The sequence below is a fragment of the Acinetobacter sp. YH01006 genome, from assembly GCF_013420445.1.
Lineage (GTDB): Bacteria > Pseudomonadota > Gammaproteobacteria > Pseudomonadales > Moraxellaceae > Acinetobacter > Acinetobacter pseudolwoffii.
This window is the reverse complement of record NZ_VOYB01000003.1, coordinates 229,710-250,479: the sequence shown is the minus strand read 5'-3', so window position 1 is coordinate 250,479 and position 20,770 is coordinate 229,710. Positions and strand designations below refer to the sequence as shown.

The 20,770-nt window shown below is 43.8% G+C and carries 32 protein-coding genes and 1 other RNA gene; 19 read left to right on the top strand and 14 right to left on the bottom strand.

What is annotated here, in order from left to right; all coding sequences use genetic code 11:
- Positions 1–4: 4 nt before the first annotated feature.
- Both fabZ and lpxA read left to right on the top strand, forming a co-directional pair.
- The gene (gene fabZ / locus FTT73_RS04355; RefSeq protein WP_171063349.1) at positions 5–490 is read left to right on the top strand and encodes a 3-hydroxyacyl-ACP dehydratase FabZ; all 486 of its coding nucleotides are present in this window, start codon (positions 5–7) and stop codon (positions 488–490) included.
- On the top strand, positions 487–1,275 hold the full coding sequence (lpxA, locus tag FTT73_RS04350) for an acyl-ACP--UDP-N-acetylglucosamine O-acyltransferase (RefSeq protein WP_074382858.1): 789 nt from the start codon (positions 487–489) through the stop codon (positions 1,273–1,275). Before fabZ ends, lpxA begins: the two co-directional genes overlap by 4 nt.
- A 73-nt stretch (positions 1,276–1,348) precedes the next feature.
- Here the strand turns inward: lpxA and FTT73_RS04345 are convergent, their stop codons facing one another.
- Complete coding sequence (locus tag FTT73_RS04345) at positions 1,349–2,146, bottom strand: YbgF trimerization domain-containing protein (protein ID WP_074382857.1); 798 nt, start codon at positions 2,144–2,146, stop codon at positions 1,349–1,351.
- Between the two features lie 293 nt (positions 2,147–2,439).
- Between FTT73_RS04345 and ffs the strand changes: the two genes are divergently transcribed.
- An RNA gene (ffs, locus tag FTT73_RS04340) (signal recognition particle sRNA small type) lies at positions 2,440–2,536 on the top strand.
- Between the two features lie 192 nt (positions 2,537–2,728).
- Here ffs and FTT73_RS04335 read toward each other — a convergent pair.
- The 4 genes from FTT73_RS04335 to FTT73_RS04320 form a co-directional block, all read right to left on the bottom strand.
- A complete protein-coding gene (locus FTT73_RS04335; protein ID WP_180191076.1) occupies positions 2,729–3,340 on the bottom strand; it encodes a regulatory protein RecX in 612 nt (203 codons plus the stop codon).
- Positions 3,341–3,430: 90 nt separating this feature from the next.
- Positions 3,431–4,471, bottom strand: a complete 1,041-nt coding sequence (gene recA, locus FTT73_RS04330) for a recombinase RecA (RefSeq protein ID WP_005096717.1) — start codon at positions 4,469–4,471, stop codon at positions 3,431–3,433.
- A 145-nt stretch (positions 4,472–4,616) separates the two neighbouring features.
- Complete coding sequence (locus FTT73_RS04325; protein WP_180191075.1) at positions 4,617–5,057, bottom strand: RNA-binding S4 domain-containing protein; 441 nt, start codon at positions 5,055–5,057, stop codon at positions 4,617–4,619.
- Positions 5,050–5,724, bottom strand: coding sequence for an HAD-IA family hydrolase (locus tag FTT73_RS04320; RefSeq protein ID WP_218955688.1), 675 nt, complete (start codon positions 5,722–5,724; stop codon positions 5,050–5,052). The genes FTT73_RS04325 and FTT73_RS04320 overlap by 8 nt, the downstream gene beginning before the upstream one ends.
- A 221-nt stretch (positions 5,725–5,945) precedes the next feature.
- Between FTT73_RS04320 and FTT73_RS04315 the strand changes: the two genes are divergently transcribed.
- Positions 5,946–7,247, top strand: a complete 1,302-nt coding sequence (locus FTT73_RS04315) for an integrase family protein (protein ID WP_174894521.1) — start codon at positions 5,946–5,948, stop codon at positions 7,245–7,247.
- Here the strand turns inward: FTT73_RS04315 and FTT73_RS16305 are convergent.
- From FTT73_RS16305 to FTT73_RS04275, 9 genes are all read right to left on the bottom strand, one after another.
- Positions 7,157–7,378 (bottom strand): hypothetical protein, encoded by a 222-nt coding sequence (locus FTT73_RS16305; RefSeq protein ID WP_005251506.1) that lies wholly within the window; start codon positions 7,376–7,378, stop codon positions 7,157–7,159. The genes FTT73_RS04315 and FTT73_RS16305 overlap by 91 nt on opposite strands.
- Positions 7,379–7,498: 120 nt before the next feature.
- Positions 7,499–7,792, bottom strand: a complete 294-nt coding sequence (locus tag FTT73_RS04310) for a hypothetical protein (protein ID WP_180191074.1) — start codon at positions 7,790–7,792, stop codon at positions 7,499–7,501.
- A gap of 9 nt (positions 7,793–7,801) precedes the next feature.
- A complete protein-coding gene (locus FTT73_RS04305) occupies positions 7,802–8,116 on the bottom strand; it encodes a hypothetical protein (RefSeq protein WP_174894519.1) in 315 nt (104 codons plus the stop codon).
- Entirely contained in the window at positions 8,116–8,340 is a 225-nt protein-coding gene (locus FTT73_RS04300) for a hypothetical protein (protein ID WP_180191073.1), read from the bottom strand. The genes FTT73_RS04305 and FTT73_RS04300 overlap by 1 nt, the downstream gene beginning before the upstream one ends.
- 45 nt (positions 8,341–8,385) lie before the next feature.
- Positions 8,386–9,918, bottom strand: a complete 1,533-nt coding sequence (locus tag FTT73_RS04295; RefSeq protein WP_180191072.1) for a recombinase RecT — start codon at positions 9,916–9,918, stop codon at positions 8,386–8,388.
- A 30-nt stretch (positions 9,919–9,948) separates the two neighbouring features.
- The gene (locus FTT73_RS04290; protein ID WP_180191071.1) at positions 9,949–10,767 is read right to left on the bottom strand and encodes a PD-(D/E)XK nuclease family protein; all 819 of its coding nucleotides are present in this window, start codon (positions 10,765–10,767) and stop codon (positions 9,949–9,951) included.
- Positions 10,764–11,006: a hypothetical protein gene (locus FTT73_RS04285; RefSeq protein ID WP_180191070.1), complete on the bottom strand. Its 243-nt coding sequence runs from the start codon at positions 11,004–11,006 to the stop codon at positions 10,764–10,766. The genes FTT73_RS04290 and FTT73_RS04285 overlap by 4 nt, the downstream gene beginning before the upstream one ends.
- A 189-nt stretch (positions 11,007–11,195) precedes the next feature.
- Entirely contained in the window at positions 11,196–11,561 is a 366-nt protein-coding gene (locus tag FTT73_RS04280; RefSeq protein ID WP_180050308.1) for a hypothetical protein, read from the bottom strand.
- Positions 11,561–12,286, bottom strand: a complete 726-nt coding sequence (locus tag FTT73_RS04275) for a S24 family peptidase (RefSeq protein WP_180050310.1) — start codon at positions 12,284–12,286, stop codon at positions 11,561–11,563. The genes FTT73_RS04280 and FTT73_RS04275 overlap by 1 nt, the downstream gene beginning before the upstream one ends.
- A 116-nt stretch (positions 12,287–12,402) precedes the next feature.
- Between FTT73_RS04275 and FTT73_RS04270 the strand changes: the two genes are divergently transcribed.
- The 15 genes from FTT73_RS04270 to FTT73_RS04200 all read left to right on the top strand — a co-directional run bounded on the left by FTT73_RS04270 (position 12,403) and on the right by FTT73_RS04200 (position 20,759).
- On the top strand, positions 12,403–12,618 hold the full coding sequence (locus FTT73_RS04270) for a hypothetical protein (RefSeq protein ID WP_005251531.1): 216 nt from the start codon (positions 12,403–12,405) through the stop codon (positions 12,616–12,618).
- Positions 12,618–12,926 carry a hypothetical protein gene (locus tag FTT73_RS04265; protein ID WP_180191069.1) on the top strand — a complete coding sequence of 103 codons (309 nt, stop codon included), beginning with the start codon at positions 12,618–12,620 and terminating at the stop codon, positions 12,924–12,926. The genes FTT73_RS04270 and FTT73_RS04265 overlap by 1 nt, the downstream gene beginning before the upstream one ends.
- Positions 12,927–12,980: 54 nt before the next feature.
- Positions 12,981–13,895, top strand: a complete 915-nt coding sequence (locus FTT73_RS04260; protein WP_180191086.1) for a DNA cytosine methyltransferase — start codon at positions 12,981–12,983, stop codon at positions 13,893–13,895.
- Positions 13,896–13,954: 59 nt separating this feature from the next.
- Entirely contained in the window at positions 13,955–14,785 is an 831-nt protein-coding gene (locus FTT73_RS04255; protein WP_257232853.1) for a hypothetical protein, read from the top strand.
- Entirely contained in the window at positions 14,782–15,387 is a 606-nt protein-coding gene (locus FTT73_RS04250; RefSeq protein WP_180191067.1) for a restriction endonuclease, read from the top strand. Before FTT73_RS04255 ends, FTT73_RS04250 begins: the two co-directional genes overlap by 4 nt.
- Positions 15,384–15,635, top strand: a complete 252-nt coding sequence (locus tag FTT73_RS04245; RefSeq protein ID WP_064096026.1) for a hypothetical protein — start codon at positions 15,384–15,386, stop codon at positions 15,633–15,635. The genes FTT73_RS04250 and FTT73_RS04245 overlap by 4 nt, the downstream gene beginning before the upstream one ends.
- The gene (locus tag FTT73_RS04240; protein ID WP_180191066.1) at positions 15,632–16,147 is read left to right on the top strand and encodes a RusA family crossover junction endodeoxyribonuclease; all 516 of its coding nucleotides are present in this window, start codon (positions 15,632–15,634) and stop codon (positions 16,145–16,147) included. Before FTT73_RS04245 ends, FTT73_RS04240 begins: the two co-directional genes overlap by 4 nt.
- A 19-nt stretch (positions 16,148–16,166) precedes the next feature.
- Positions 16,167–16,619 carry a hypothetical protein gene (locus FTT73_RS04235; protein WP_257232852.1) on the top strand — a complete coding sequence of 151 codons (453 nt, stop codon included), beginning with the start codon at positions 16,167–16,169 and terminating at the stop codon, positions 16,617–16,619.
- Entirely contained in the window at positions 16,616–16,906 is a 291-nt protein-coding gene (locus tag FTT73_RS04230) for a hypothetical protein (protein WP_180191065.1), read from the top strand. The genes FTT73_RS04235 and FTT73_RS04230 overlap by 4 nt, the downstream gene beginning before the upstream one ends.
- A gap of 259 nt (positions 16,907–17,165) precedes the next feature.
- On the top strand, positions 17,166–17,474 hold the full coding sequence (locus FTT73_RS04225) for a hypothetical protein (RefSeq protein ID WP_180191064.1): 309 nt from the start codon (positions 17,166–17,168) through the stop codon (positions 17,472–17,474).
- 2 nt (positions 17,475–17,476) lie between these two features.
- A complete protein-coding gene (locus FTT73_RS04220) occupies positions 17,477–17,707 on the top strand; it encodes a hypothetical protein (protein ID WP_180191063.1) in 231 nt (76 codons plus the stop codon).
- A 1-nt stretch (position 17,708) separates the two neighbouring features.
- On the top strand, positions 17,709–17,921 hold the full coding sequence (locus FTT73_RS04215) for a hypothetical protein (protein WP_174893646.1): 213 nt from the start codon (positions 17,709–17,711) through the stop codon (positions 17,919–17,921).
- A 3-nt stretch (positions 17,922–17,924) separates the two neighbouring features.
- Positions 17,925–19,583 carry a portal protein gene (locus FTT73_RS04210; RefSeq protein ID WP_180191062.1) on the top strand — a complete coding sequence of 553 codons (1,659 nt, stop codon included), beginning with the start codon at positions 17,925–17,927 and terminating at the stop codon, positions 19,581–19,583.
- Positions 19,580–20,125 carry a hypothetical protein gene (locus FTT73_RS04205; protein WP_180191061.1) on the top strand — a complete coding sequence of 182 codons (546 nt, stop codon included), beginning with the start codon at positions 19,580–19,582 and terminating at the stop codon, positions 20,123–20,125. The genes FTT73_RS04210 and FTT73_RS04205 overlap by 4 nt, the downstream gene beginning before the upstream one ends.
- The gene (locus FTT73_RS04200; protein WP_180191060.1) at positions 20,118–20,759 is read left to right on the top strand and encodes a hypothetical protein; all 642 of its coding nucleotides are present in this window, start codon (positions 20,118–20,120) and stop codon (positions 20,757–20,759) included. Before FTT73_RS04205 ends, FTT73_RS04200 begins: the two co-directional genes overlap by 8 nt.
- The last annotated feature ends 11 nt before the right edge of the window (positions 20,760–20,770 follow it).

The following is a 20,770-nucleotide window of genomic DNA, read 5'->3' as shown; positions in this document are numbered from 1 at the left end:
TATGATGACAGAGTCGAATTTGCCTACATTCACGAAACCTGAATTGCCAATGAATATTCAAAAGATTCGTGAATATTTGCCCCATCGTTATCCATTTTTATTGGTTGATCGCGTGGTCGAGATTACCGAAAATGGCATTGTTGGTTATAAAAACGTCTCAATTAATGAAGAGTTTTTGCAAGGCCATTTTCCGAATTATCCAATTATGCCGGGTGTGCTGATTGTTGAAGCACTGGCACAAATCTCGGGAATCTTGGGTTTTGTGATGAACAATGAAACACCAAGTGCGGGTTCATTGTTCCTTTTTGCCGGTGCGGAGAAGGTTAGGTTTAAAAAACAGGTGGTTGCAGGCGATCAATTGGTATTAAAAGCTGAATTGGTGATGCAAAAGCGCGGCATTTACAAATATAATTGTATTGCCACTGTAGATGGCGTCGTCGCAACAACCGCGGAAATTATGGTTTCGCATCAAAAAGTCGAGCAGGCATGAGCAATAATCCCCTTATTCATCCAACTGCCATTATTGACGCATCAGCAGTCATCGCTGCTGATGTAGAAATTGGTCCATACTGTATTATTGGGCCAAACGTCACTATTGGTGCGGGTAGCAAACTTCATTCACATGTAGTGGTGGGTGGCTATACGCGTATAGGTGAATATAATGAAATTTTCCAGTTCGCCAGTGTAGGCGAGGTTTGTCAGGATCTTAAGTATGCCGGTGAAGAAACCTGGCTTGAGATTGGCGATCACAACAAGATCCGTGAGCATTGTAGTTTGCATCGTGGTACCGTTCAGGATCAGGGTTTAACCAAGATTGGCAGTCATAATCTTCTAATGGTCAACACCCATATTGCCCATGACTGCATGGTCGGTGATCACAATATCTTTGCCAATAATGTCGGTGTGGCTGGACATGTTCATGTCGGGGATTATGTGGTCATTGGTGGAAACTCAGGGATTCATCAATTCTGCAAGATTGACTCTTATAGCATGATTGGCGGAGCATCACTGATTTTGAAAGATGTGCCGGCCTATGTGATGGTGTCAGGTAATCCTGCGCACGCTTTTGCTATGAATATTGAGGGAATGCGTCGTAAGGGCTGGTCTAAGGCCATAATTGACGGTTTGCGTACTGCCTTTAAACTGATTTATAAATCAGGTTTAACCACTCAGGAAGCAATCGAGCAGATTCGTAAAGATATCTTGCCGGAAGTTGCCGAAGCACAACGTTTGATTGATTCTCTTGAACAATCCAAGCGTGGTATTGTGCGCTAAAATATTTCAAGTAAAAAAAGACACCTTTAAGGTGTCTTTTTTATTGCTGAATTAAGGGTTATCTAGAAGATTATTACTTAAAAAATTTAGCTTCTTCAGATTGCGGGTAATTACTGAGTAATTTGTTCTTGTACTGGGTGGCAATGGCCGGTTTTTGCTCGACGTCCTTGCTAATGTTATGCAGTTGATAAAGCGCACGCGAAGCACGGGTCGACTTTGGATAGCGGTCTGCCACAATGGTGTAATTGCGTTTTGCTTCTTCAAAATTTGGCGGATCGATGGCCAGATTGAATTCTGCTAACCAGAAATAGGCATTGCTGATATACACACTATTCGGATTGTTTTTAATAAAGTTCTGCATGGGTGCAATGGCTTTGGCTGCACCGCCATTTTTATAGGCATCTAAGGCTACTGTATAGGCTGCTTTGTCCAGCTCGGTGGGCTGTTGTCCGCTGCTCGCTGTATTGATCTCATTCGCATTTAAACTGGGAGAACTATCCTGTGGGTTGTCCTCCGTTGGGTTTTCTTCAGCCGGTTCAATTTTTTGCTGTAACAGTTCCAGGCGCTGATCGAGATCGGCATAGCGATTGGTCAGTTCGCTTTTCAGTTGGGCAATTTCATTTTCCTGTTCTTCCATTTTGCCGCGCAAGATCCGCAGATCACTTTCCAGTTGCTGGTTTTTTTGCATAATCTGCCAGCTGGTATTGGTTTGCACAGGTGTCGATACGCCGGCAGAACTCGCAGACTGGGTATTCATTGACGCTTGATTGGCAGTCTGGCTCAAGCCACGCGATTCAATTGGAATATTGGCAAATAGCGGTGTGGTAAAGAGTGCTGTCACTGCACACAATACGGTCTTTTTAAACATCATAAAATTTCCATAATTCTTTGTGAGATACGTATCCGCTGCTCATCTTTTAAAGAAGATCATTCATATACATTGCACACATTAAAAACGGCATTTTTAGAAATTGCAACAAGGTTTTACAAAGATCATGCGAATCTGGGTGTTGATGGATTGATTGTGAAGATCGCTTGAAAATCAGCAGAAATATTAATATTGTTTTTAAAATAATCAAACGGATAGCTTGATGGATTATTTTAAGGAACAAAGCTTGCAACTTGATTAAAAATCTCTATACTCTGTTTTTGTAATGGTAGCCCTGCTGGTTACTTCGCAATTGTACTCTATGAACCCCGCCAGGACCGGAAGGTAGCAACGGTAATAGAACTATGATGTGCCGGAGCTTTGCTGGTAGGGTTGCCACCATATTTTTAAATAATAAAAACATTTTATCCCAGCCTATTAATCTCAAAGCTCACTTCTAATATCAGCTAATTTTTAATATTTTATTATCCCGATAATTCGTTCTGCTAGCGAACTGATTTTCTCATTTTAAGATCAATCTGCAAACACTTTTGTAGTGGGTCTATTAATGAATCTGAATACAAATTAATCTTCCACTTTACGGTTAATCGCCTTAATAATCGTATCCATTTCAAAACCACGGTACATCAGAAAACGGATCTGTTTGGCCTTGAGCTTCGGATCTTTAGTAACTTCCGCCCCATATTTTTTGACTTTCAGCGCATAGGCTTGCTGCACCCAGTCAGTTTCTTTCAGTTCTTCTGCGATTAAAGCCGTATCAACTTTCTTGTTTTTTAATTTCATTTTAATCTGATTGGGGCCTTTGCCTTTACGCTTTTGGCTCGACAGCATGGTTTCTGCGACACGCTGATCACTCTGGTAATTCTCTCGTGATAATTCTTCAACTAATTCTAGTACTTCATCGCGATCCTCTGCATATAGGCATAGCTTCTCGATCAGTTCGGCTTTGGCATATTCCTTGCGGGTCAGTACGGCAAAGGCATAAGAACGCAAACGCGAGCCAGTTAAGCCCGGTTTTTTCTTTTCATCACCAGAGGTATCAAACAGGCGCTCTTCTGAATCGAAAGTGGGTTTTTGTTTCGATGTGTTTTGCTGGGTCGCTTGATCATCAGCATCGCCAAATTGCTGTTTTAAAGTTTCATAATCGAGCAGTTTGCTGAATTTTGCCTCTGACATCTTTCTCTCGCATTTTATCATCTACCCATCATAACAAAACGCCCCGTAGGGCGCTGTGTCGTGATGTTTAAAGACTAGGCAAATAATAGATTAGGCATCTAAAAGATCTGCTTCTTCTTTATTATCTTCTTCAGTGATCACGGCTTTGGTCAGCAGTTGCTCGCGAATCAGCTTTTCAATGGTTTGTGCCATTTCTTTATGCTCTTCCAGATAACGGATGGTATTGTTCTTACCTTGGCCAATTTTGTCGCCTTGATAAGAATACCACGCACCGGCTTTCTGCACGATTTCTTGCTGTACAGCAAGATCGATCAATTCACCTAGATGGTTCACGCCTTTGCCGTACAGAATCTGGAACAGCGCTTCTCTAAATGGAGGTGCCATTTTGTTTTTCACGACTTTGACTTTGGTTTCAGAACCAACGATCTCGTCACCTTCTTTCACCTGACCAATACGACGGATGTCTAGACGTACAGATGCATAGAACTTCAATGCGTTACCGCCAGTCGTGGTTTCCGGGCTACCGAACATGACACCAATCTTCATACGAATCTGGTTAATGAAGATCACCATACAGTTGGAACGCTTGGCATTACCGGTGATTTTACGCAGTGCCTGGCTCATCAAACGGGCTTGCAGACCCATATGCGAGTCACCCATTTCGCCTTCAATTTCCGCACGTGGCGTTAGAGCAGCTACAGAATCGACCACGATCATGTCAATTGCACCAGAGCGTACCAGCATATCTGCGATTTCAAGTGCCTGTTCACCGTGATCGGGTTGCGATACCAGCAGGTTGTCGATATCTACGCCAAGCTTACGCGCATATTGCGGATCAAGTGCATGTTCGGCATCGATAAATGCGCACGTACCACCGGCTTTTTGACATTCTGCAATTGCTTGCAGGGTCATCGTGGTTTTACCTGATGATTCAGGACCATAAATCTCGACGATACGGCCCTTCGGTAGGCCACCAATACCGAGTGCGATATCCAGGGTTAAAGAACCTGTAGATACAGCTTCAACAGCCTGAACGGTATTGTCACCAAGACGCATGACTGTATTTTTACCAAACTGTTTTTCAATCTGGCTTAAGGCAGCGTTAAGCGCCTTGTTTTTATTCTCATCCATCTTACAACCTCAATACGATGTCACTCAGTTAGTACTCAAGTGGATGTCTTAAATTAGAGCTTTGTTCCACAGGCGTATAGTGACAGAATTTTCCCTAGTGTTCTATCAATGTCAGCGCATGTACGACACATTCTGACGCTTGGATTTAATCGTCATTATACGACCATGACTGATCAAAACTCTGACTATTTTCATTTTTAAATTTACTGATATCCCGGCGATCTTTCTTGCTTGGGCGATGATCGGGACGAGCTAGATTATGCAACTTTCTTTGTGAGGTAATCAATTCCCGTCGAGCAATACTGACTTCGGTTTCTTCATACAGTTTTTGTGCCACAGGTGCAGGGCCGCGAACATCAGAAAGTTCTTTAACCAGCACGGTTTTCTTGTCGATGCCTTGCTGAATCGTCAGTTCCATGCCAACACGAACTTCGCGTGATACTTTGACACGTTCACCATTGTGGTGGACTTTACCACCTTCAATTGCATGTTTGGCAATGGAACGGGTCTTGAAAAACCGTGCTGCCCAAAGCCATTTGTCTATACGCATGCCTACCACATCTTCGGGTAAAGACGATTTACGCATATTTTTTCTCTACCTCAGCCTGATTTAAATAAGTGATTAAATCTGTTAATTGGTGCAGCATCGGATAATTGCAAGTCTCGCGTGCGACTTTGGCCGAAGAGGGTTGCTGGATACTGAGCAGGTTTTCAATCCCGTAGGCTTTGGCTCCATTCAGGACTTTTTCAGTATCATCAATAAAATAAGCATGTTGCGGATCGAAGGGATGCATGGCGTTCAAGCCTTGCCAGAATTCAACAAATTCTTTGGCGTGCCCAATCGTTTCTGAACTGACAATCACATCAAAATAATGGCTTAAATTTAAGTGATCCAATTTAAAGGCCAGTCCGGCACAATCGGCATTGGTGGCCAGCCAGATCGGGTAGCCATTCGTTTTCAGATAATCCAGTAATTCGAGACAATACGGGCGTAAAGCGACTTTGTCTTTATGTTCAATCTGCATCGCCAGAACATCAACTTCGACTTTAGCCGTCCAGAAGCGTGAGGAGTACCAGTTTAGGGTATGATTATGTTCCTGATAGAATGCGGAGAGGGTCGCCTGACTGTGTTCCATGCTACAGCCATGTGTGGCAGCATAACGCACAGGCAGCAACTCATTCCAGATGAAATCATCGTAGGCAAGATCAAGTAAAGTTCCATCCATATCGAAAATTATAGTCGGCTTCTGCATTCAAGATTCTCCAAAGTTTTTCAAAGTTCAACAAAGCATATAGAAAAGCTTTAGATTCAATAGAATTACTCAACTTTCGCGTTTATTAACGACAATCAAATAATTTCAAAGTTCAACAAAGTCATTTACCTTTCAAGAAAAAATATGTACATATGTGTGTACATAATTTCGCTCTGCCTGAATATGTACAGAGTATAGAACATTTGGACTGGAAAATTTAAATGGCTTTAAGTGATAGTTGGCTCAAATCCAACAATGGGAAACCGCGTGAAAAAGTTGAGGTGGTGACGGATCGGGATGGCCTGTCAGTTCGAATTACACCTAAAGGCAAGATCGTCTTTCAATATCGCTATCGTTTTGGCGGCAAGGCCAAAAGACTGGACTTAGGGACCTATCCTTTACTCAGTTTGAAAGATGCCCGGGTACAGGTGCATAAATATAAAGCTGAACTCGACCAGGGCAAGGATCCGATGCAGCTTAAACTGAAAGGGGAAAGCGACTATCTGAAACAGCTCACAGTCAAAGACATTTGCGATCTTTGGTTTAATACGGTGGCCATTCATAAAGTCTCATATAAGGATGATTATCGGGCCTTTGAGTTGCACGTTTATCCGCGTATAGGTAGACGGATCTGTGATGATGTATCGCTGCAAGAATGGTCACAATTGCTTTTTGATATTGCTGCAGATGCTAAAACCGTATCGATTAAAGTACTGGGCAATTTAAGAATGATCATGCGCTGGGGATGCATTCACGGAAAATTACAGCATCAGCCGATTCAGCATTTAAGAGCAGCAGATCTAAACGTGAAGAAAGTGAAACGGTCGCGTTATCTTTCAGAACAGGAAATATTCTGGGTGGTGCATGCTTCACTGAGATCCAATGCCATATCACCAAAAAACAAAGCTATTATCATCATGCTGCTGTTCTTCGGTTGTCGTGTATCAGAATTAAGGCTGGCCAAGAAGTCTGACTTTGATTTTCAGGAAATGATCTGGCACGTACCACCAGAGAACCACAAAATGGGGGATCGTACCCATAAGCCGATTATTCGGCCCATCATTCCGCAAATTGTGCCATTCATTAAGTATGTGTTTTCACTATCACCAGATAGCTGTGAATATGCTTTCCCGAACTTAAAAGGCAAAGCCTATACCATGCTGGCCAAAAGCTTTCAGACCACTATCCCTGTATATGTGAATGAGAATGTGCGTAAACGTTTTGGTGTGGAGATCCAGCACTGGACCACACATGATTTACGCAGAACAATGAGAACGCATATATCCGAACTGGCACCACCGCATATCTGTGAAATTATGCTTGGCCATGGTTTACCTGCAGTGTGGGGAACTTATGATTTACATGAGTATTTAGATGATCAGGCGCAGGCGTATGAAAAGTGGTTCTTCAAGCTCTGCGCCATATTAGACAATTACGAGCGCTTTGATATCAAAGGCTGTATTTCAAGTGATTCAAGCAATCCGTTGTCTCTTTCCCAAGCATCCACGGCTTTGATCCCGTAACGGCTGCTTGAGCGCCCATGTGCTTTGATCACTGGTTCAGGAAAATCCTTTTTATTGCGCCAGTTGATCAAAGTGCCTTTTGTTACCCCATAACGCTTCAGTAACTCAGGCGTTGAGATATATAAAACCATCAAGACACCTCCTTTGAAACCTTCAAATATTCCGCTTTAGCAGCTGCCCAATTCGCTGCATCGTATGGGCTTAAACCTTGTTCTTTGCACCAGTTGGTACACCAGAGGAATTGAGCATGATCAAAGTTCATTGGCTTTTTCCTGTGCTTCGATCATTTCGTTAATTACTTCTTCAACAAAGTCTAGAGCCATCAACTGGCCAAAGCTTTTATCGTCATAACCTTCCTGATGCATTGCGTCATTAACGGTGTCATATTGATTTTCAAGACGCTGTTTTAGGTTTCTAATATTTTCAGACTTAATCAAAATAAACCCAGCTTCATTAATTGCCTTCAAAACTGCTTCCGCCTGATCTTCTGTCCACTCCGCAAAGTTCGCATGTAATGCCTTGGTAATAACTTCTTTAAGTTCCATCACGCCACCTTAATCCATCTGCCAGTGCATATAGCAATCAACACCATTATTTTTCATGTGGTCTAATGCAACTGATAAGCCTTTGCAATTTTTATTACCTTGACCAAATGAACTGCTTAAAATAAATGTTCCTGGGAAACTCCAATGCTTATAGCAGTTGATACCAGCATTATTTAACGTGCTTTCACGAACACCTTTCAGGCCACTGATACAAATTCGGTCATTGTTGGCAGTGCCACCATCATCAACAGTTTTTGCAGCCTCACGACCTAGACTTACTGCTTCACTAATTATTTTGCTTAAGTCGCTGTATTTATTTCCCATCACGCCAATTCCTCTAAAAATTCTTTTCCGTGTTCCAGGTACTGGCCTAAGAACATTTTAAATACCGGCTGACAAGGTTTATTCATTTGCAGTCCGATGATCTCAATCTGTTTGTGCTTCGGCTTCCAGGCTGTTAGATGGTCGCCTTTGCTAACGCCACGGTATCCATTTCTAACCAGCCAGTTTTTAAACGGATTCAATAAATTTAATGGGATAACTTTCATAATTTATTCCTGTAGACCACACCCGAAGGTGTGGCCAGATCCGTATTATTTATTTGGGAACATATCCATCTGATCTTCGATCAATTTCTTTTTTTGCTGGTAGGCTTGCAGTAATTCCTGTTGATGCTCACTGGTCAAGTTCGGCTTCGCTGCATTCATTTGCTGGGCGACTTGTCGAAGATCCTCACCGTTCTTGGCATCAGAGATCAGTAGGATAAGACCGCTTTTAACTGACCCACTTTTGAGAGGATCTACAGCTGGCGCTTGTGATGCCTCAAACTTGGCGCGTACTTCCTCAATGTTGTCTGCTAGATACTTTGCATCACCTTGATTTAAGGCACTGTCATTTTCGATCTGTTCTTCGATATCCAAGACTTCAGCTAGTGACTTGGCTTGGTTTAATGCTTTGGCGTAAGCTCTGCGCAATTCAGCAGGTGCCGGCTGTTTCTTTTGCTGTACCAGTGCTTCAGCTTCTTGTTGCAGGCGCTTCAATTCATCAACGCTTATGCCGCTATCTGCATCATTTGATGACTTGGATTCTGAAACCGAACATTCTTGAGCTCGAGCATTAATCTGTCTCATCAGGTCTTCTTGTTGGTCGATATTCAGACCATCTTCATTAATAACCTGAATACGTAGATCAGCAAATTCCGAATCTTTAGTGCACGTTTTTAAGCTCTCAGTGAATTTTTCTATAAGCTTCACGTCTTTGGATTTAGTCGCACGCTTTGGCTTTTCTTCTGCAGCAACTTCTTTCACAACATTCTGCTTAATGCTGTCCAAAGTTTGCGGTGCTGTATTCACTGGCTCAGGCGTTACATCAATGATTGATTCAAGTTCTTCTTCCTGTGTACGGATACCCATCAACACTTCTGGTGCATAGATCCGGCCAAAGAATGATGCAGCACGATAGCGAAGCATCTGCTCAGGCATGGTTTGCCATTTAGATCCATTCTTCTGGTACCAGCCTTCTTTAACAGCCATTTCCATAGAGATTTCGGCAGATTCAAGACGCTCACCTGTACCGGCTTCAATTGCCCAGGCTTTACATACGATGTTGCGCAATTTAACTGTATGTGTTTTTTCTTCTGGCAAGCTCTTACGTTGTTGAGGATTCCACTTCCATTCTTTGGTGGTATAGGTCACTTCAATTTCACCACGATCTTCCATTGCAAAGCGAAGCGGTGAATATTTGCCAGAGGTATTAATAGCACCAATAACAAACTGAGATGACCAGGCTGGACGACCTTCAACAATGTAAAGGTTTTGCATAATCATTAGCGGATCTGCACCCATACGATTGGCCATATTGAGTGCAATCACACAGTTGGCCAAGCCGTTTGGATTTGGTTCTGAACGATATAACCAGTTGCCGTTCTGATCTTTACCATCTTTGACTTTTAGTGTGTCGCGGTAAACTTCCGGCACCATGGTTGAGGCTGCAAGCATCTTGGCAATACGCTGTGCTAATTCAAAGCCTTCAAGTGAAGTAAGGCCCACTTCAACCGGTTTAGGTGCAGCATGAGCAGCTTGGCGAGAAGTACGAAGTTGTTCAGTTGTCATTACTTGAGAAGTCATTGTGGTATTCCTTATTTTTTAAAAAATTAATTACTTACGAAATTTGCAGGTAGCGTACGCAGGGCAGAACTTTTCATTGCAGAGCATTGATTTAGAGTTGCCGTAAAACGTACCGTGTTTAATAATTTTGGCCGCGTGGTGCAGTAGTCCTGGATCTTCTTCAGTACCCAGCAGTACTTCTGCAGGTGATTCAATTTCACCGATACCCACGTGCTGACCTTTATCTGTTTTGCCAGTGGTCAGGCCATAAATACGGGCAGGGGCTGTTACCGGTTCCTGTAGAGCATGTGCAGCAAGTACGGTATAAATTCCCATTTGCGGCGCATGGCCAACGGTCTTCACTACGCCGTCACTGCTTACAGCAGCCTTACCGGTTTTGATATCAGAGATACCTAATTCACCATCTTCATTTTCATAAATGCGGTCGATGGTGCCAGTAAGTTCAATGCCTAGATCTGCAAGGATTAATGATTCACAACGCACTTCCACACCGATGAAGTTCTGAGTAGGTGCAATGTGAGTGATGTACTTGTGCATCAATGATTGACCAATTGATTCAGCGTCATTTTGATTCAGATCAGACCAATCAACTTCCTCATTCGGCTGCCAGATCTGGTGATGCAAAATTTCTTCGCATTCTTCCAGGCTAACTTCTTCACCGATTAAGTTCAGGTGATCCCATTGGGTTACAGCTTCGTGAATTGCAGTACCCAAGCGAGTGCGTGCACCAGCTGGATTACGTTTATTTAAAAGATTCTTTGCTTCCCAGCGTGCAGGGCAATCAAACAGATCACCTAACGATGAAGCGCGGATCGGGATAATCCGGGTAGGATTGACGTAGGCATTCACTTCGCACCCCCTACAGACTTCGCAATCGCTTCCGCCTGATACGCAGACTGCTTTTCCGCTGCATGCAAAATCATGACTGACAGACCAAAGAAGATTGAAAACAGGAGCATCCAAGCAGCGACATTAGAAGCGACTTCTTTCGCTACAGACTTAGATTCTGGGTGCTGGTACAAACGCTCAGACGTTTGGCTTGATTGGCCGAACTCTGGCAGGTTGCTTTGAATAGGATTTTGTTTCATACTTATCTCGCATATTTGCAAGCCCGCTAGATTTCCAGTCCCTGCGGGCTTTTTATTGGGCACGATATAAATATCGCATTAACGATAAATATAGTCAATAGCTATTGCGATATTTTATCGCTAAAAAGATCTAATTATTTTTATGGCAATAAAAAACCACCTGAAGGTGGCTTTGGGGGCAGAAGGTAATTAACGTGACTTACACATATCTCCTTTGTATCTATAGCTCTCCACTATTCCCTCAACCAACTTAAATTCTAGTCTGCACCACATGTTCTGAGGAACTGAGGTTTGCGTATTGATTAAATAACCATTGACTACAGACGTATCAGACTTGGAATTGAATACGGTTTGGCTTTGGTTGTATTCAAGGATTTCAAAGTTACTTATTTTATATTCTCTGTCCGGAATTCCCATTTCCTCAATCAATTGGGCTTTGTTTAAGCCCTTTTTTTCATCCATTCTTTTTTCAAACTTAGCAACTGTTACGCAAGCTGAAAGAAAGAGTACAAGTAAAGAAGCTACTGATAGTCTTAATAATTTCTTTTTGTTCATCACCAGTTCTCCATGGATTGCCAAGACCAAGCCCAGCCAATAATTTGAAATTGTTGATCAATTATTTCCTGAGCGGTTAATCTTTCTTCTGGAAATTCCACAGTATTATCGGAAACAATTCGCACACCACCGAGAGGGAGATTGTAAAGTCGCTTAAATTTAAAAAGTCCACCATGGCAAATAGCAAATACTTTGCCATCTTTTATAGTTGTACGCTCTAAATCAACGTAAACAGTATCCCTGTCTTTAATAGTTGGTAGCATTGAATCACCACTCGCAGGAAATGCCACACAGTTTGCTTGATGAATGTGCCTATCGTTTAGAGATTTACTATTTATAGTGATTTCCTCATGCTCTTGTTCAAGAACCTCCCCAAATGATCCAGATCCACAGGAAATAGAAAGATTCGGATAATACCTAATTTTCACTAGATTATTTATTTGATAAATAATCTCATCATTATTATTAACATGTTCAATTATTTGATCAATTGTGCCGTTGGTATGCTCTTTGTTATTTACAGATTCCTGTTTACCTGTCAATAAATAACTACTTGAAGTACCTAGTGCCTGAGCAATAGCTTCCATATTTATAGCTGATGTACTTTTTTTATCATTCTCTAAATCGGAAATAGTTGATTGGCCAACTTTTGCTTTTTTAGCTAGTTCAGGCTGAGACATGCTTAGAGATCTTCTTAGTGTTCTAATTCGATTTCCTACACTCATGATTATTGCTCCAAAGTTGATATCGCTATTGTGATGTAAATTTATATCGCTATGGCGGTTGCTTAAATATCGCAATCAAGATAAATTATCCCAATAGCTATTACGGGAATGATGAAATGACTAATTGGAGTCAGTTAATTAAAGACCTTCAGGACAAAGAGAAGGGGAATATGACTCAGCAACAAATTGCAGAGAGTGTTCCTTGCTCACAAAACTACATAAGCGACCTAAAGGCTGGAAAGAAAGGTAAAAGGCTTTCTTATGAAATCGCTGACGGTTTAAAGAGACTACACAAAGAGAAAGTAAACCCAGAAAACGAAGGGGTTGCTTAATGTCAGAAAAATTAACTGAAAGCATCACGTTCAAATGCACGTATGAAGAAAAACGTGATTTAGAAGCTATTGCGAAGTCTGAAAACAAAACTTTGTCTGAACACATTAGAAGTTTGGGCATATCAAATATTTCTGAAATTCGGGAACGTTTAAATAATCTCGCATCTCTTATGCGTCTGACCACAGATACCGTAGACACGCCTATTTTTGAATTAACACCCGAACCATTGATGAAACCTACCGGCACAAAAAAAGCCCATCTGTACGACCAGATGAGCTTCTTTGCCATTCACTCAGAAAGTAAATGAGGCATGTAACCAATGTTGAATTTAACACGAAATAAAGAATCTATCAAAGGGGAAGTGAATGAGTTGGCTCTTTTCGCAGGCGCTGGTGGCGGAATACTCGGATCGCATCTCTTGGGGTGGAACACAGTCTGCGCAGTTGAACGTGATGCCTACGCAGCACAAGTTTTGGCGCAACGACAAAATGATGGAATTCTCGCGCCTTTCCCAATTTGGTCTGACATTACAACTTTTGACGGAAAACCATGGAGAGGAATTATTGACGTTATATCTGGCGGATTTCCATGCCAGGACATCAGTTCAGCAGGTAAAGGTGCAGGGATCAATGGGGAGCGTTCTGGGCTTTGGGCAGAAATGGCACGAATTATCGGTGAAGTACGACCGCAATACGTGTTCGTGGAAAACTCACCAATGCTTGTTTCCAGAGGACTTGCCCGAGTCATCAGTGACCTTGCCGAAATGGGGTATGACGCACAATGGGCACGTTTTTCAGCATCTAACTTTGGAGCGCCCCATCAGCGTGACCGAATCTGGATTGTTGCCCACGCCAAAAGCTACGGATTCTCGATCGAGGACTTCACCAAGCGATTTCCTGCGCAAATCACCAGGACTGGAAACAGTCGTCAATATGTGGCCAACACCGAAAGCATCGGACTGGAACAAGCGGGGGGAAGTCAGCCCTCATCCTCGCAACGGTCTTGCGGGAGCTGTAATGAACTTTCCAACCCCAACTGCTTCAGATGCAAACAAGTGGAGCAACGAATCACTGGAAGAAAGACAAACCAAGGGCAGGCAGGTGCGACTGAACACTGCGGTAGCCCCAGAGGGGGGCAATGGTGGTCGGTTGAACCCCGATTGGGTCGAGTGGCTGATGGGGTGGCCCATCGGGTGGACCGACTTAAAGCCATTGGAAATGGACAAGTTTCAATCGTGGCTAAAAACGCATTTGAGATCTTAGGCGGTGAAGTATGAATGCTGCAAAAGTAATCGACTTCCCTAAGCCGACACTGAAGCAAGGGGCTGGGAAAAACATGTATAGCGATAAGTTTGATCAAGGCTATGTGATGTCTAGCCGCTTGTATCGAAAAGAAGTGTGGCCATTCATTAGTGATGCTGCACGTAACGTCTATGCGGAGCTGGAAAACCGCATTAACGGACATAACAAGGAGTCTGATTTTGTCAGCTATTCACAACTTCAGGGCAGTGATCTACCAGGTGCACGTCAATTGGGCCGTAAAACTGTATCTGCTGGCTTAAAGGAACTTATTAAATACGGCGTTATTAGTGTTGTTGCTAGCGGAAAACAAGGCATGAAGTCTTATCGAATTAATGAGATTTCTATCAAAGATCGGTTCACTAAGGGAACTAGTTCACCTACGACACCGGTTTCATTAGTGAACCAAACTAGTTCACCTACGACACTAGTAACTAGTTCACTAGGGGAACACACAATAGATACTCCTATAGATCCTTTAGAAAATAATAATTATAAAGCGCCGTCTGAATTTGTTCCTCAGGATCGTGGTGCTTTGAATTTTATTGACTACCACTCTGACGATCCAAAGCTGTACACGCTGAAAGATCTATCTGGGATCTACCCAATCAAAAAAGATTTCATGGCTCAAGCAGCTGTGAGCTTTTCAAAGCTGTCACAAGACATCGTACTTGAACAACTCAAAGAGCTGGCGCAATGGTCAGTTGGCCAACCTGAACGCATTTCTCAAAAGTGGATGACCACCTGGTTGAACTGGTTACGCAATTACCAGCCGGCAAAACCGAAGGCAGAGTCAAAACAACCTAAGGCTGAACAACCAAAACGCCATCGCTATGGCCAAGGTGTAATTCCACGAGGTGAATCATGAGCAATATTCAATTATTCCAGGACGCATTCGTTGTTGATTTCCCAGCTGAGATTGCAGACCAGGTCTTAGGTCGGATGCAAGTGCTGTACGGTGAAATGTTCGATAAAAAATACGGATATATCAATCCAGCAGAGCTGCAATTCACTGTTTGCACGGTTTTGAACGGTTTGAAACCTGCAGAGTTACGCCGTGGTTTAGAGCGTATGAATTCTGAAAAATGGTGTCCATCACTTCCAGAGTTTCGTTCTTGGTGTGTGCATGACGGCGACTGGTGGACAGCTGAACAAGCATGGGCCAAAGCTTTAAATTTTGAAGCAGATCCGACCAATAAGATCACGACATTGGCCAAACGTGCACTGGATGAAGTACGCCACATACTCAAAACCGAAGGCCAGAAAGCAGCTCACTTTGCATTCAGAGATATTTACAGCGATTACCTGGACAAAGCTAAAAAGGCCGGACGTGTTCAAGTGATGTACGTACCACCGATGAAGCCAGTAGCGATTGAGCATAATGAGAAGAATCGTAAAGGCGTGCCATGTCCACCTGAATTGGCGGCAAAAGTGAAAGGTGTTTTTAATCGTGCAGGGGGTGCAGCGTGAGTATCAGTCAATCACACGGCCACATGTTTGAACTCACGATTGAAATCGTTTTGTTCATCACGTTCCGGAGAAAGAAAACCTATGTGCAGGATGTTCTGGATGATGTGGTTTCAGACGTAAGCAAAAGAACTGTGCAGAAGTATCTGGCATCACTTGAGAGGCTTGGATACATCACAGGCGATAAAAAATACCCACAAGGCTTCCTGCCAACCGAAAAAGCTAAACAATTATTTGAGGCTGGTACATGACTGGAACCCGTTGGAGCGAAAAGCAGTTAGAAGTTCATTTGAATAAGCATAATTTGCGCAAGGAATGCGCGTCAGTGCAATTTAAAAACAAAATTGAAGCAAAGACACATGAAGCAGAACAAAACGCCGTAGACGCGAAACTAGGGCGAAATAGCGCAGGGGGAGAAAAAGTTATTTTAGATTTTAATTTGCCGGCTATTCCTCCATCGGTAAACCACTACTGGAAGAAATCTGGACGCGGTTTCAAGTTGAGTGATGAGGCAAGAGATTTTCACGATCTGGTCAGCATGTTGGTACCGCCAACCAGAACAGCAGCACGGTTAAAACTGGAGGTGACGTTTCATTTTCCGAATCGATTAAGACGGGATATCGATAATTACTTGAAAGCAACGATTGATAGCCTGGTGAAGTGTGAATTTTGCGTAGATGACGAACAGTTTGATGAGCTGATAGTACGCCGGGGCAATGTGGTTAAAGGCGGATTACTCAAAATAAAAGTGATGGAAATTTAAAGTGAGTATAGGGGTTGCTATGGGAAGTTCTATGGGGCTGCAACTAACAGGCGGTGAGTGTGGAGAGGGGGTATATACGAACGACCCTCGCGCGCGCGCGCGTTTTATCAATCTGCATACCAAAAAGAAGGTCAAAGAGTTCAAGTTAAAACTACGGAATTACAAGCGTCCGGACTTCAATCGCATGATTCTGGACTTAGGCAAATGCGGCTGGACACACGAAAAGATTGCAGACGTTCTGCCGGTGTCTGGTGCTTCTACAGTTTCAGAATGGGCGCGTGGTGGCGTTCCAAACTATGACAACGGCCATGCATTCATTTTGCTATGGCAAACAGAGACGGGCATTGTGCGCTACCCACTGGAAGGTGAATGGATGACATACAAGTACAAGATTGGCCAGATGGATATTTTTGATGACGGCGGCCTGTGTGATCAGGTTATTGATGAATTGGATCGGGAGTTAGGGTTGTGAAGAATTATAAAAGCTTTAACCAATGGATGGGCGAGCAAGGCTTTAATGCTCTGCGTCATGCCAATTGCTGCCGTATCGCTTATGAGGGTGGTCAGGAGTCTATGAAAATGCGTATTGATGAACTGCAAGAAACAAACCTAAACCTTGAGGGGGAGTGTGTACAGCTGCAGAAACGTCTTGATGCTGTAAAAGCAATCATGAATGAATATTACACTGGGAGTTATGAAGAATCGGCAGAAATGGCAGGATTAATCAGTGCTGCGCTGGAAGGTGACCATGCCACCTGACTACACCCACATAGAGAATGACGGCACGCCGTGGAAGGAATCCAACGGCGATTGGTTTTACTGGCGTGATGTATGGGGCTGGATTCAGTATGTCGGGCCGAAGAATAGTAATTTTTTTAATAAGTTTAGATAACTTGCACAGTAAAACCGAACGAATGTATTGAGAGAATGAAAGGTTTGACTAGTATCCAGGAAACACAGCAAACTTTCCTGCAAACATCGGCACAGTAACCCTATCAACCAACGATAGGGTTTTTTTATGGCAGCTCGCAAAGTAAATACACCAGGTGCACCAGAGAAAGCACCAACTACAGCAGAACAGGCCGATGCAGCACTGGAACACATCACAGGTCAGGATGCTGAATCACAAGACCAGTCTACTGATGAAACCAGTTCACTAGGTGCACTAGTTGAACCTGTCGAAGATCCACGTATTGATCAGATCCTTGTAAACCAAGCACGCATCGAAAAGAAACTCGACCAGTTATTAAAGTCGGGTGGCATTGAAGTGAAGAAAAAACAGCGCTGGTCCCAAGGTAAAAACGGTCTAGAACTTAAGGATATCTAATTATGTGTGGTGGATTCGTAGGCAAGGCCATTAGCACTGTAACGGATGCCATTGGCCTGACTGATACCAAAGCAGCATCTAAAGGCTATGACGCTCAGGCAGCAGAAGCCAAAGCCCGAGCAGAGGCACAGACAGCAGAAAATGCAGAGATTGCCACACGTAAAAAGCGTAAGGCATCTGAGGTGCTTTCATCATCTTCTCAGGACGAGAAGAAAAATACCTTAGGAGGCTGATATGTGTGGTGGAAAGTTAAGAGGCTTATTTGGCGGTAGCATCAAGGACTTTGGTAAAAACCTTCAGAACTACTCCAAAGACCAGGCTGCTGAAAACTCACCAGAGGCCAAGCAATCGAAACAGGACAATGCACAGGCTGCCATGAAAAAGCGTCGCGCATCGGAAGTTCTGAGTGCTGGTGATAGCAATAAAAAATCAACACTAGGCGGATAAGGCATGAGTGATCGAGCAAGTCAAATTTGCAAACGGTTAGGTGAGCTTCGGGCAGAACGTGCCAAATATGAAGCGCACTGGACTGAATGCTACAAGTACGGAGCACCTGAGCGCCAGCAGTGTTTTAGTGGTAGTTCAGGTACCGAAGGCACCAGAGAGAAACAGCGTGCTGATTTGCTGGATTCTACTGCTGCCGAATCAATCCTGATCTTTGTATCTAACCTGATTGCAGGTACCACACCTGCAAACGCGATCTGGTTTAAAGCTGTGCCTGATGGCATGGATGATCAAGCTGAACTCACACCAGGGGAACACTGGCTTGAACAGGTCGCACAATTCTTATTTCGCAATATCCACGGCGCAAACTTTGACAGTGAAATCTACGACATGATCATTGATTTCGCCGTTGCTGGTTGGGGCGTGGTTTATCAAGACATTGACCGTGAAAAAGGCGGTGGCTTCACATACCAGTGCTGGCCAATTGGTGAATGCTTTATTGCTTCCACGCGTCCAGACGGGCAAGTAGATACGATTTACCGCGAGTACACCAAAACTGCTGCACAGCTGGTGACAGAGTTCGGCGAAAACAAAGTAAGTGATGCAGTACGTAACGCTTACCAGAGCCGTCCAGATGACCGTTTCAAGATTGTGCATGTGATTGAACCACGCAAGGTCAAAGCATCAATGACCAACCGTGTATTGCTGCCAAAGAACATGCCGTTCGCTTCATATCATGTGGAGGTAGATGGAAAAAACATCCTGAAAGAATCTGGCTATAACGAATTCCCATGTGCGGTACCACGTTTTAGAAAGATCCCGGGTAGCGTGTACGGGATTGGCATCATGTCTACGGCGTTACCAGATGCTAAATCAGCCAATGCTTTGATGCGTGACACCTTACGCAGTGCTGAGATTGATGTGCTTGGTTTCTGGATTGCTGAGGATGACGGGATTTTAAACCCACGTACTGTACGTATCGGTGGCGGCAAGATCGTTCCTGCAGGAAACGTGGATTCAATGAAGCGTCTGGATAGTGGTCGGGGCTTTCAGGTCGCAGATCCGCTGTTAGATCGTCTTCAATCCAGCATACGCAGAAAGCTTATGGCCGATGGTATGTCTCAGCATTACAACACGCCACCAACGGCAGCAGAGATTTATGCACGTGTCGATATGATCCGGCAGCAGCTTGGTCCCTTATATGGCCGTGCACAGGCTGAGTTACTTGTCCCTATCCTTGATCGTGCTTTTGGTTTGGCATATCGGGCAGAAGCATTAGGCGAAGCACCAGAAGATCTACAAGGCCGCAATCTTTCATTCAAGTTTATTTCACCACTGGCACGTGCTCAGAAGCTTGAGGAAGTGGCCAGTATTGAACGTCTTATGGCTTCACTTGGATCAATTATTGAAGTCGCACCGGATGCACTGGACAACATCAATCTTGATGCAGTTCCACAAGTACTGGCGGCTGGTCTAGGTGCACCAACTTCAATCATGCGTACTACAGATGAACTTCAGGCATACCGTGAACAGAAAGCACAGGCACAACAGCAGGCAGCTGCACAGGAACAAGAAGCGGCCATGGCACAACAGATGACAGGTGCCATTACTCAAGGCATGGGTAAAGGTCTGGAAGCACAAATGGTCAGTGAGGTGATGCAATGATTTTAGGTTTTGCGGTGATGGCTATTCTTGCGCTGATTGCTTGTGCTTCGTTTTATGCGGCTGAAAACAAGGTCAAAGCCTTAAGCAATGAGCTGTTTGAGGAAAGAGCAATATCCAGCAACTTGCGCAATGAAAAGCACCATGAATGGGAACGTGCAGAAATACTGCAAGGACAAGTTTTTGCATTGAAGCAGGACATTGCCGACCTTAAGGCTCAGCCTGATCAGGAATTTAAAGAACTGGTCCAGGAGCAAGAGGGCGAATTAGGTTTTGGCCACCACGTCAAATGGCGCTCACATCGAAAGCCAACGGCGCAAACCTACCAGATTCACTTTGATATTGAGCCGAACGGCCAACGAATTTTAGAAGAACTTACGGCGCGTTTTAAGCGCAATCCATTTACCGATGATGAACGCGAAACCTGCCGCCGTCTTGGCCGTGCGGAAGTCGTGGACTTCATTCTTAATCGAATCAACACAGCAAACGATCCTCGTTATAACGAGCAATTAGAACTTGCACACATGGAGCAAAACAATGGATGAACAACAAGCAGCAAACACACCAGACGTTCAAACAACTGAACAAACTCAGACTACAACACCACCTGCAGCAACAGAAACGCAGCCGGTGCCAGGTGCTGATACAACACAGCAGGCTCCTGGTGAGCAAGAAACGCAAACAACTGAAACAGATCCAGCTACGGCGGTACCAGAGTCTGCCGATGCTTATGCCGTTGAAATTGAGGGCTTCGATTTTGATGCTTTTAAAGCGGATAACACTGAAGTACTGCAATCATTCCATGCTGAAGGCATGACCAATAAGCAAGTCGAAGCAGTCGTTAAAGCCTATGAACAACACCAATCCGTTCAAATGGAAGCACTGCAGGAAGAATGGGGTAATGACTTTGGGGTGAATGTGAACTTGGCCAAGCAAGCCATTGAAGCACTAGGTTTTCAGGCTTCGGATCTGGACTCACCAATCGGTGCGTTAAAGCTGGCAGCCGCTATTGGTAAGCACATTCAAGAAGATTCACCACCACAGAACACACAGCAAAGCGGTAGCGAGTCTATTGAACAATTGATGTTATCGGAAGCATACAGCAATGCTAATCATCCTGATCATAAGTCAGTTGCAGCGCGTGTAAGCCAGCATTTCCAAAAGCAGTTCCCAGAATAATTTAAGGGGTT

What these genes read in the sequence shown, in the direction of transcription:
- fabZ (WP_171063349.1), top strand. Translation starts at nt 5, where the DNA reads ATGACAGAGTCGAATTTGCCTACATTCACGAAACCTGAATTGCCAATG.
- lpxA (WP_074382858.1), top strand. Translation starts at nt 487, where the DNA reads ATGAGCAATAATCCCCTTATTCATCCAACTGCCATTATTGACGCATCA.
- FTT73_RS04345 (WP_074382857.1), bottom strand. Translation starts at nt 2,146, where the DNA reads ATGATGTTTAAAAAGACCGTATTGTGTGCAGTGACAGCACTCTTTACC.
- FTT73_RS04335 (WP_180191076.1), bottom strand. Translation starts at nt 3,340, where the DNA reads ATGTCAGAGGCAAAATTCAGCAAACTGCTCGATTATGAAACTTTAAAA.
- recA (WP_005096717.1), bottom strand. Translation starts at nt 4,471, where the DNA reads ATGGATGAGAATAAAAACAAGGCGCTTAACGCTGCCTTAAGCCAGATT.
- FTT73_RS04325 (WP_180191075.1), bottom strand. Translation starts at nt 5,057, where the DNA reads ATGCGTAAATCGTCTTTACCCGAAGATGTGGTAGGCATGCGTATAGAC.
- FTT73_RS04320 (WP_218955688.1), bottom strand. Translation starts at nt 5,724, where the DNA reads ATGCAGAAGCCGACTATAATTTTCGATATGGATGGAACTTTACTTGAT.
- FTT73_RS04315 (WP_174894521.1), top strand. Translation starts at nt 5,946, where the DNA reads ATGGCTTTAAGTGATAGTTGGCTCAAATCCAACAATGGGAAACCGCGT.
- FTT73_RS16305 (WP_005251506.1), bottom strand. Translation starts at nt 7,378, where the DNA reads ATGGTTTTATATATCTCAACGCCTGAGTTACTGAAGCGTTATGGGGTA.
- FTT73_RS04310 (WP_180191074.1), bottom strand. Translation starts at nt 7,792, where the DNA reads ATGGAACTTAAAGAAGTTATTACCAAGGCATTACATGCGAACTTTGCG.
- FTT73_RS04305 (WP_174894519.1), bottom strand. Translation starts at nt 8,116, where the DNA reads ATGGGAAATAAATACAGCGACTTAAGCAAAATAATTAGTGAAGCAGTA.
- FTT73_RS04300 (WP_180191073.1), bottom strand. Translation starts at nt 8,340, where the DNA reads ATGAAAGTTATCCCATTAAATTTATTGAATCCGTTTAAAAACTGGCTG.
- FTT73_RS04295 (WP_180191072.1), bottom strand. Translation starts at nt 9,918, where the DNA reads ATGACTTCTCAAGTAATGACAACTGAACAACTTCGTACTTCTCGCCAA.
- FTT73_RS04285 (WP_180191070.1), bottom strand. Translation starts at nt 11,006, where the DNA reads ATGAAACAAAATCCTATTCAAAGCAACCTGCCAGAGTTCGGCCAATCA.
- FTT73_RS04280 (WP_180050308.1), bottom strand. Translation starts at nt 11,561, where the DNA reads ATGAACAAAAAGAAATTATTAAGACTATCAGTAGCTTCTTTACTTGTA.
- FTT73_RS04275 (WP_180050310.1), bottom strand. Translation starts at nt 12,286, where the DNA reads ATGAGTGTAGGAAATCGAATTAGAACACTAAGAAGATCTCTAAGCATG.
- FTT73_RS04270 (WP_005251531.1), top strand. Translation starts at nt 12,403, where the DNA reads ATGACTAATTGGAGTCAGTTAATTAAAGACCTTCAGGACAAAGAGAAG.
- FTT73_RS04265 (WP_180191069.1), top strand. Translation starts at nt 12,618, where the DNA reads ATGTCAGAAAAATTAACTGAAAGCATCACGTTCAAATGCACGTATGAA.
- FTT73_RS04255 (WP_257232853.1), top strand. Translation starts at nt 13,955, where the DNA reads ATGTATAGCGATAAGTTTGATCAAGGCTATGTGATGTCTAGCCGCTTG.
- FTT73_RS04250 (WP_180191067.1), top strand. Translation starts at nt 14,782, where the DNA reads ATGAGCAATATTCAATTATTCCAGGACGCATTCGTTGTTGATTTCCCA.
- FTT73_RS04240 (WP_180191066.1), top strand. Translation starts at nt 15,632, where the DNA reads ATGACTGGAACCCGTTGGAGCGAAAAGCAGTTAGAAGTTCATTTGAAT.
- FTT73_RS04235 (WP_257232852.1), top strand. Translation starts at nt 16,167, where the DNA reads ATGGGAAGTTCTATGGGGCTGCAACTAACAGGCGGTGAGTGTGGAGAG.
- FTT73_RS04225 (WP_180191064.1), top strand. Translation starts at nt 17,166, where the DNA reads ATGGCAGCTCGCAAAGTAAATACACCAGGTGCACCAGAGAAAGCACCA.
- FTT73_RS04220 (WP_180191063.1), top strand. Translation starts at nt 17,477, where the DNA reads ATGTGTGGTGGATTCGTAGGCAAGGCCATTAGCACTGTAACGGATGCC.
- FTT73_RS04215 (WP_174893646.1), top strand. Translation starts at nt 17,709, where the DNA reads ATGTGTGGTGGAAAGTTAAGAGGCTTATTTGGCGGTAGCATCAAGGAC.
- FTT73_RS04210 (WP_180191062.1), top strand. Translation starts at nt 17,925, where the DNA reads ATGAGTGATCGAGCAAGTCAAATTTGCAAACGGTTAGGTGAGCTTCGG.
- FTT73_RS04205 (WP_180191061.1), top strand. Translation starts at nt 19,580, where the DNA reads ATGATTTTAGGTTTTGCGGTGATGGCTATTCTTGCGCTGATTGCTTGT.
- FTT73_RS04200 (WP_180191060.1), top strand. Translation starts at nt 20,118, where the DNA reads ATGGATGAACAACAAGCAGCAAACACACCAGACGTTCAAACAACTGAA.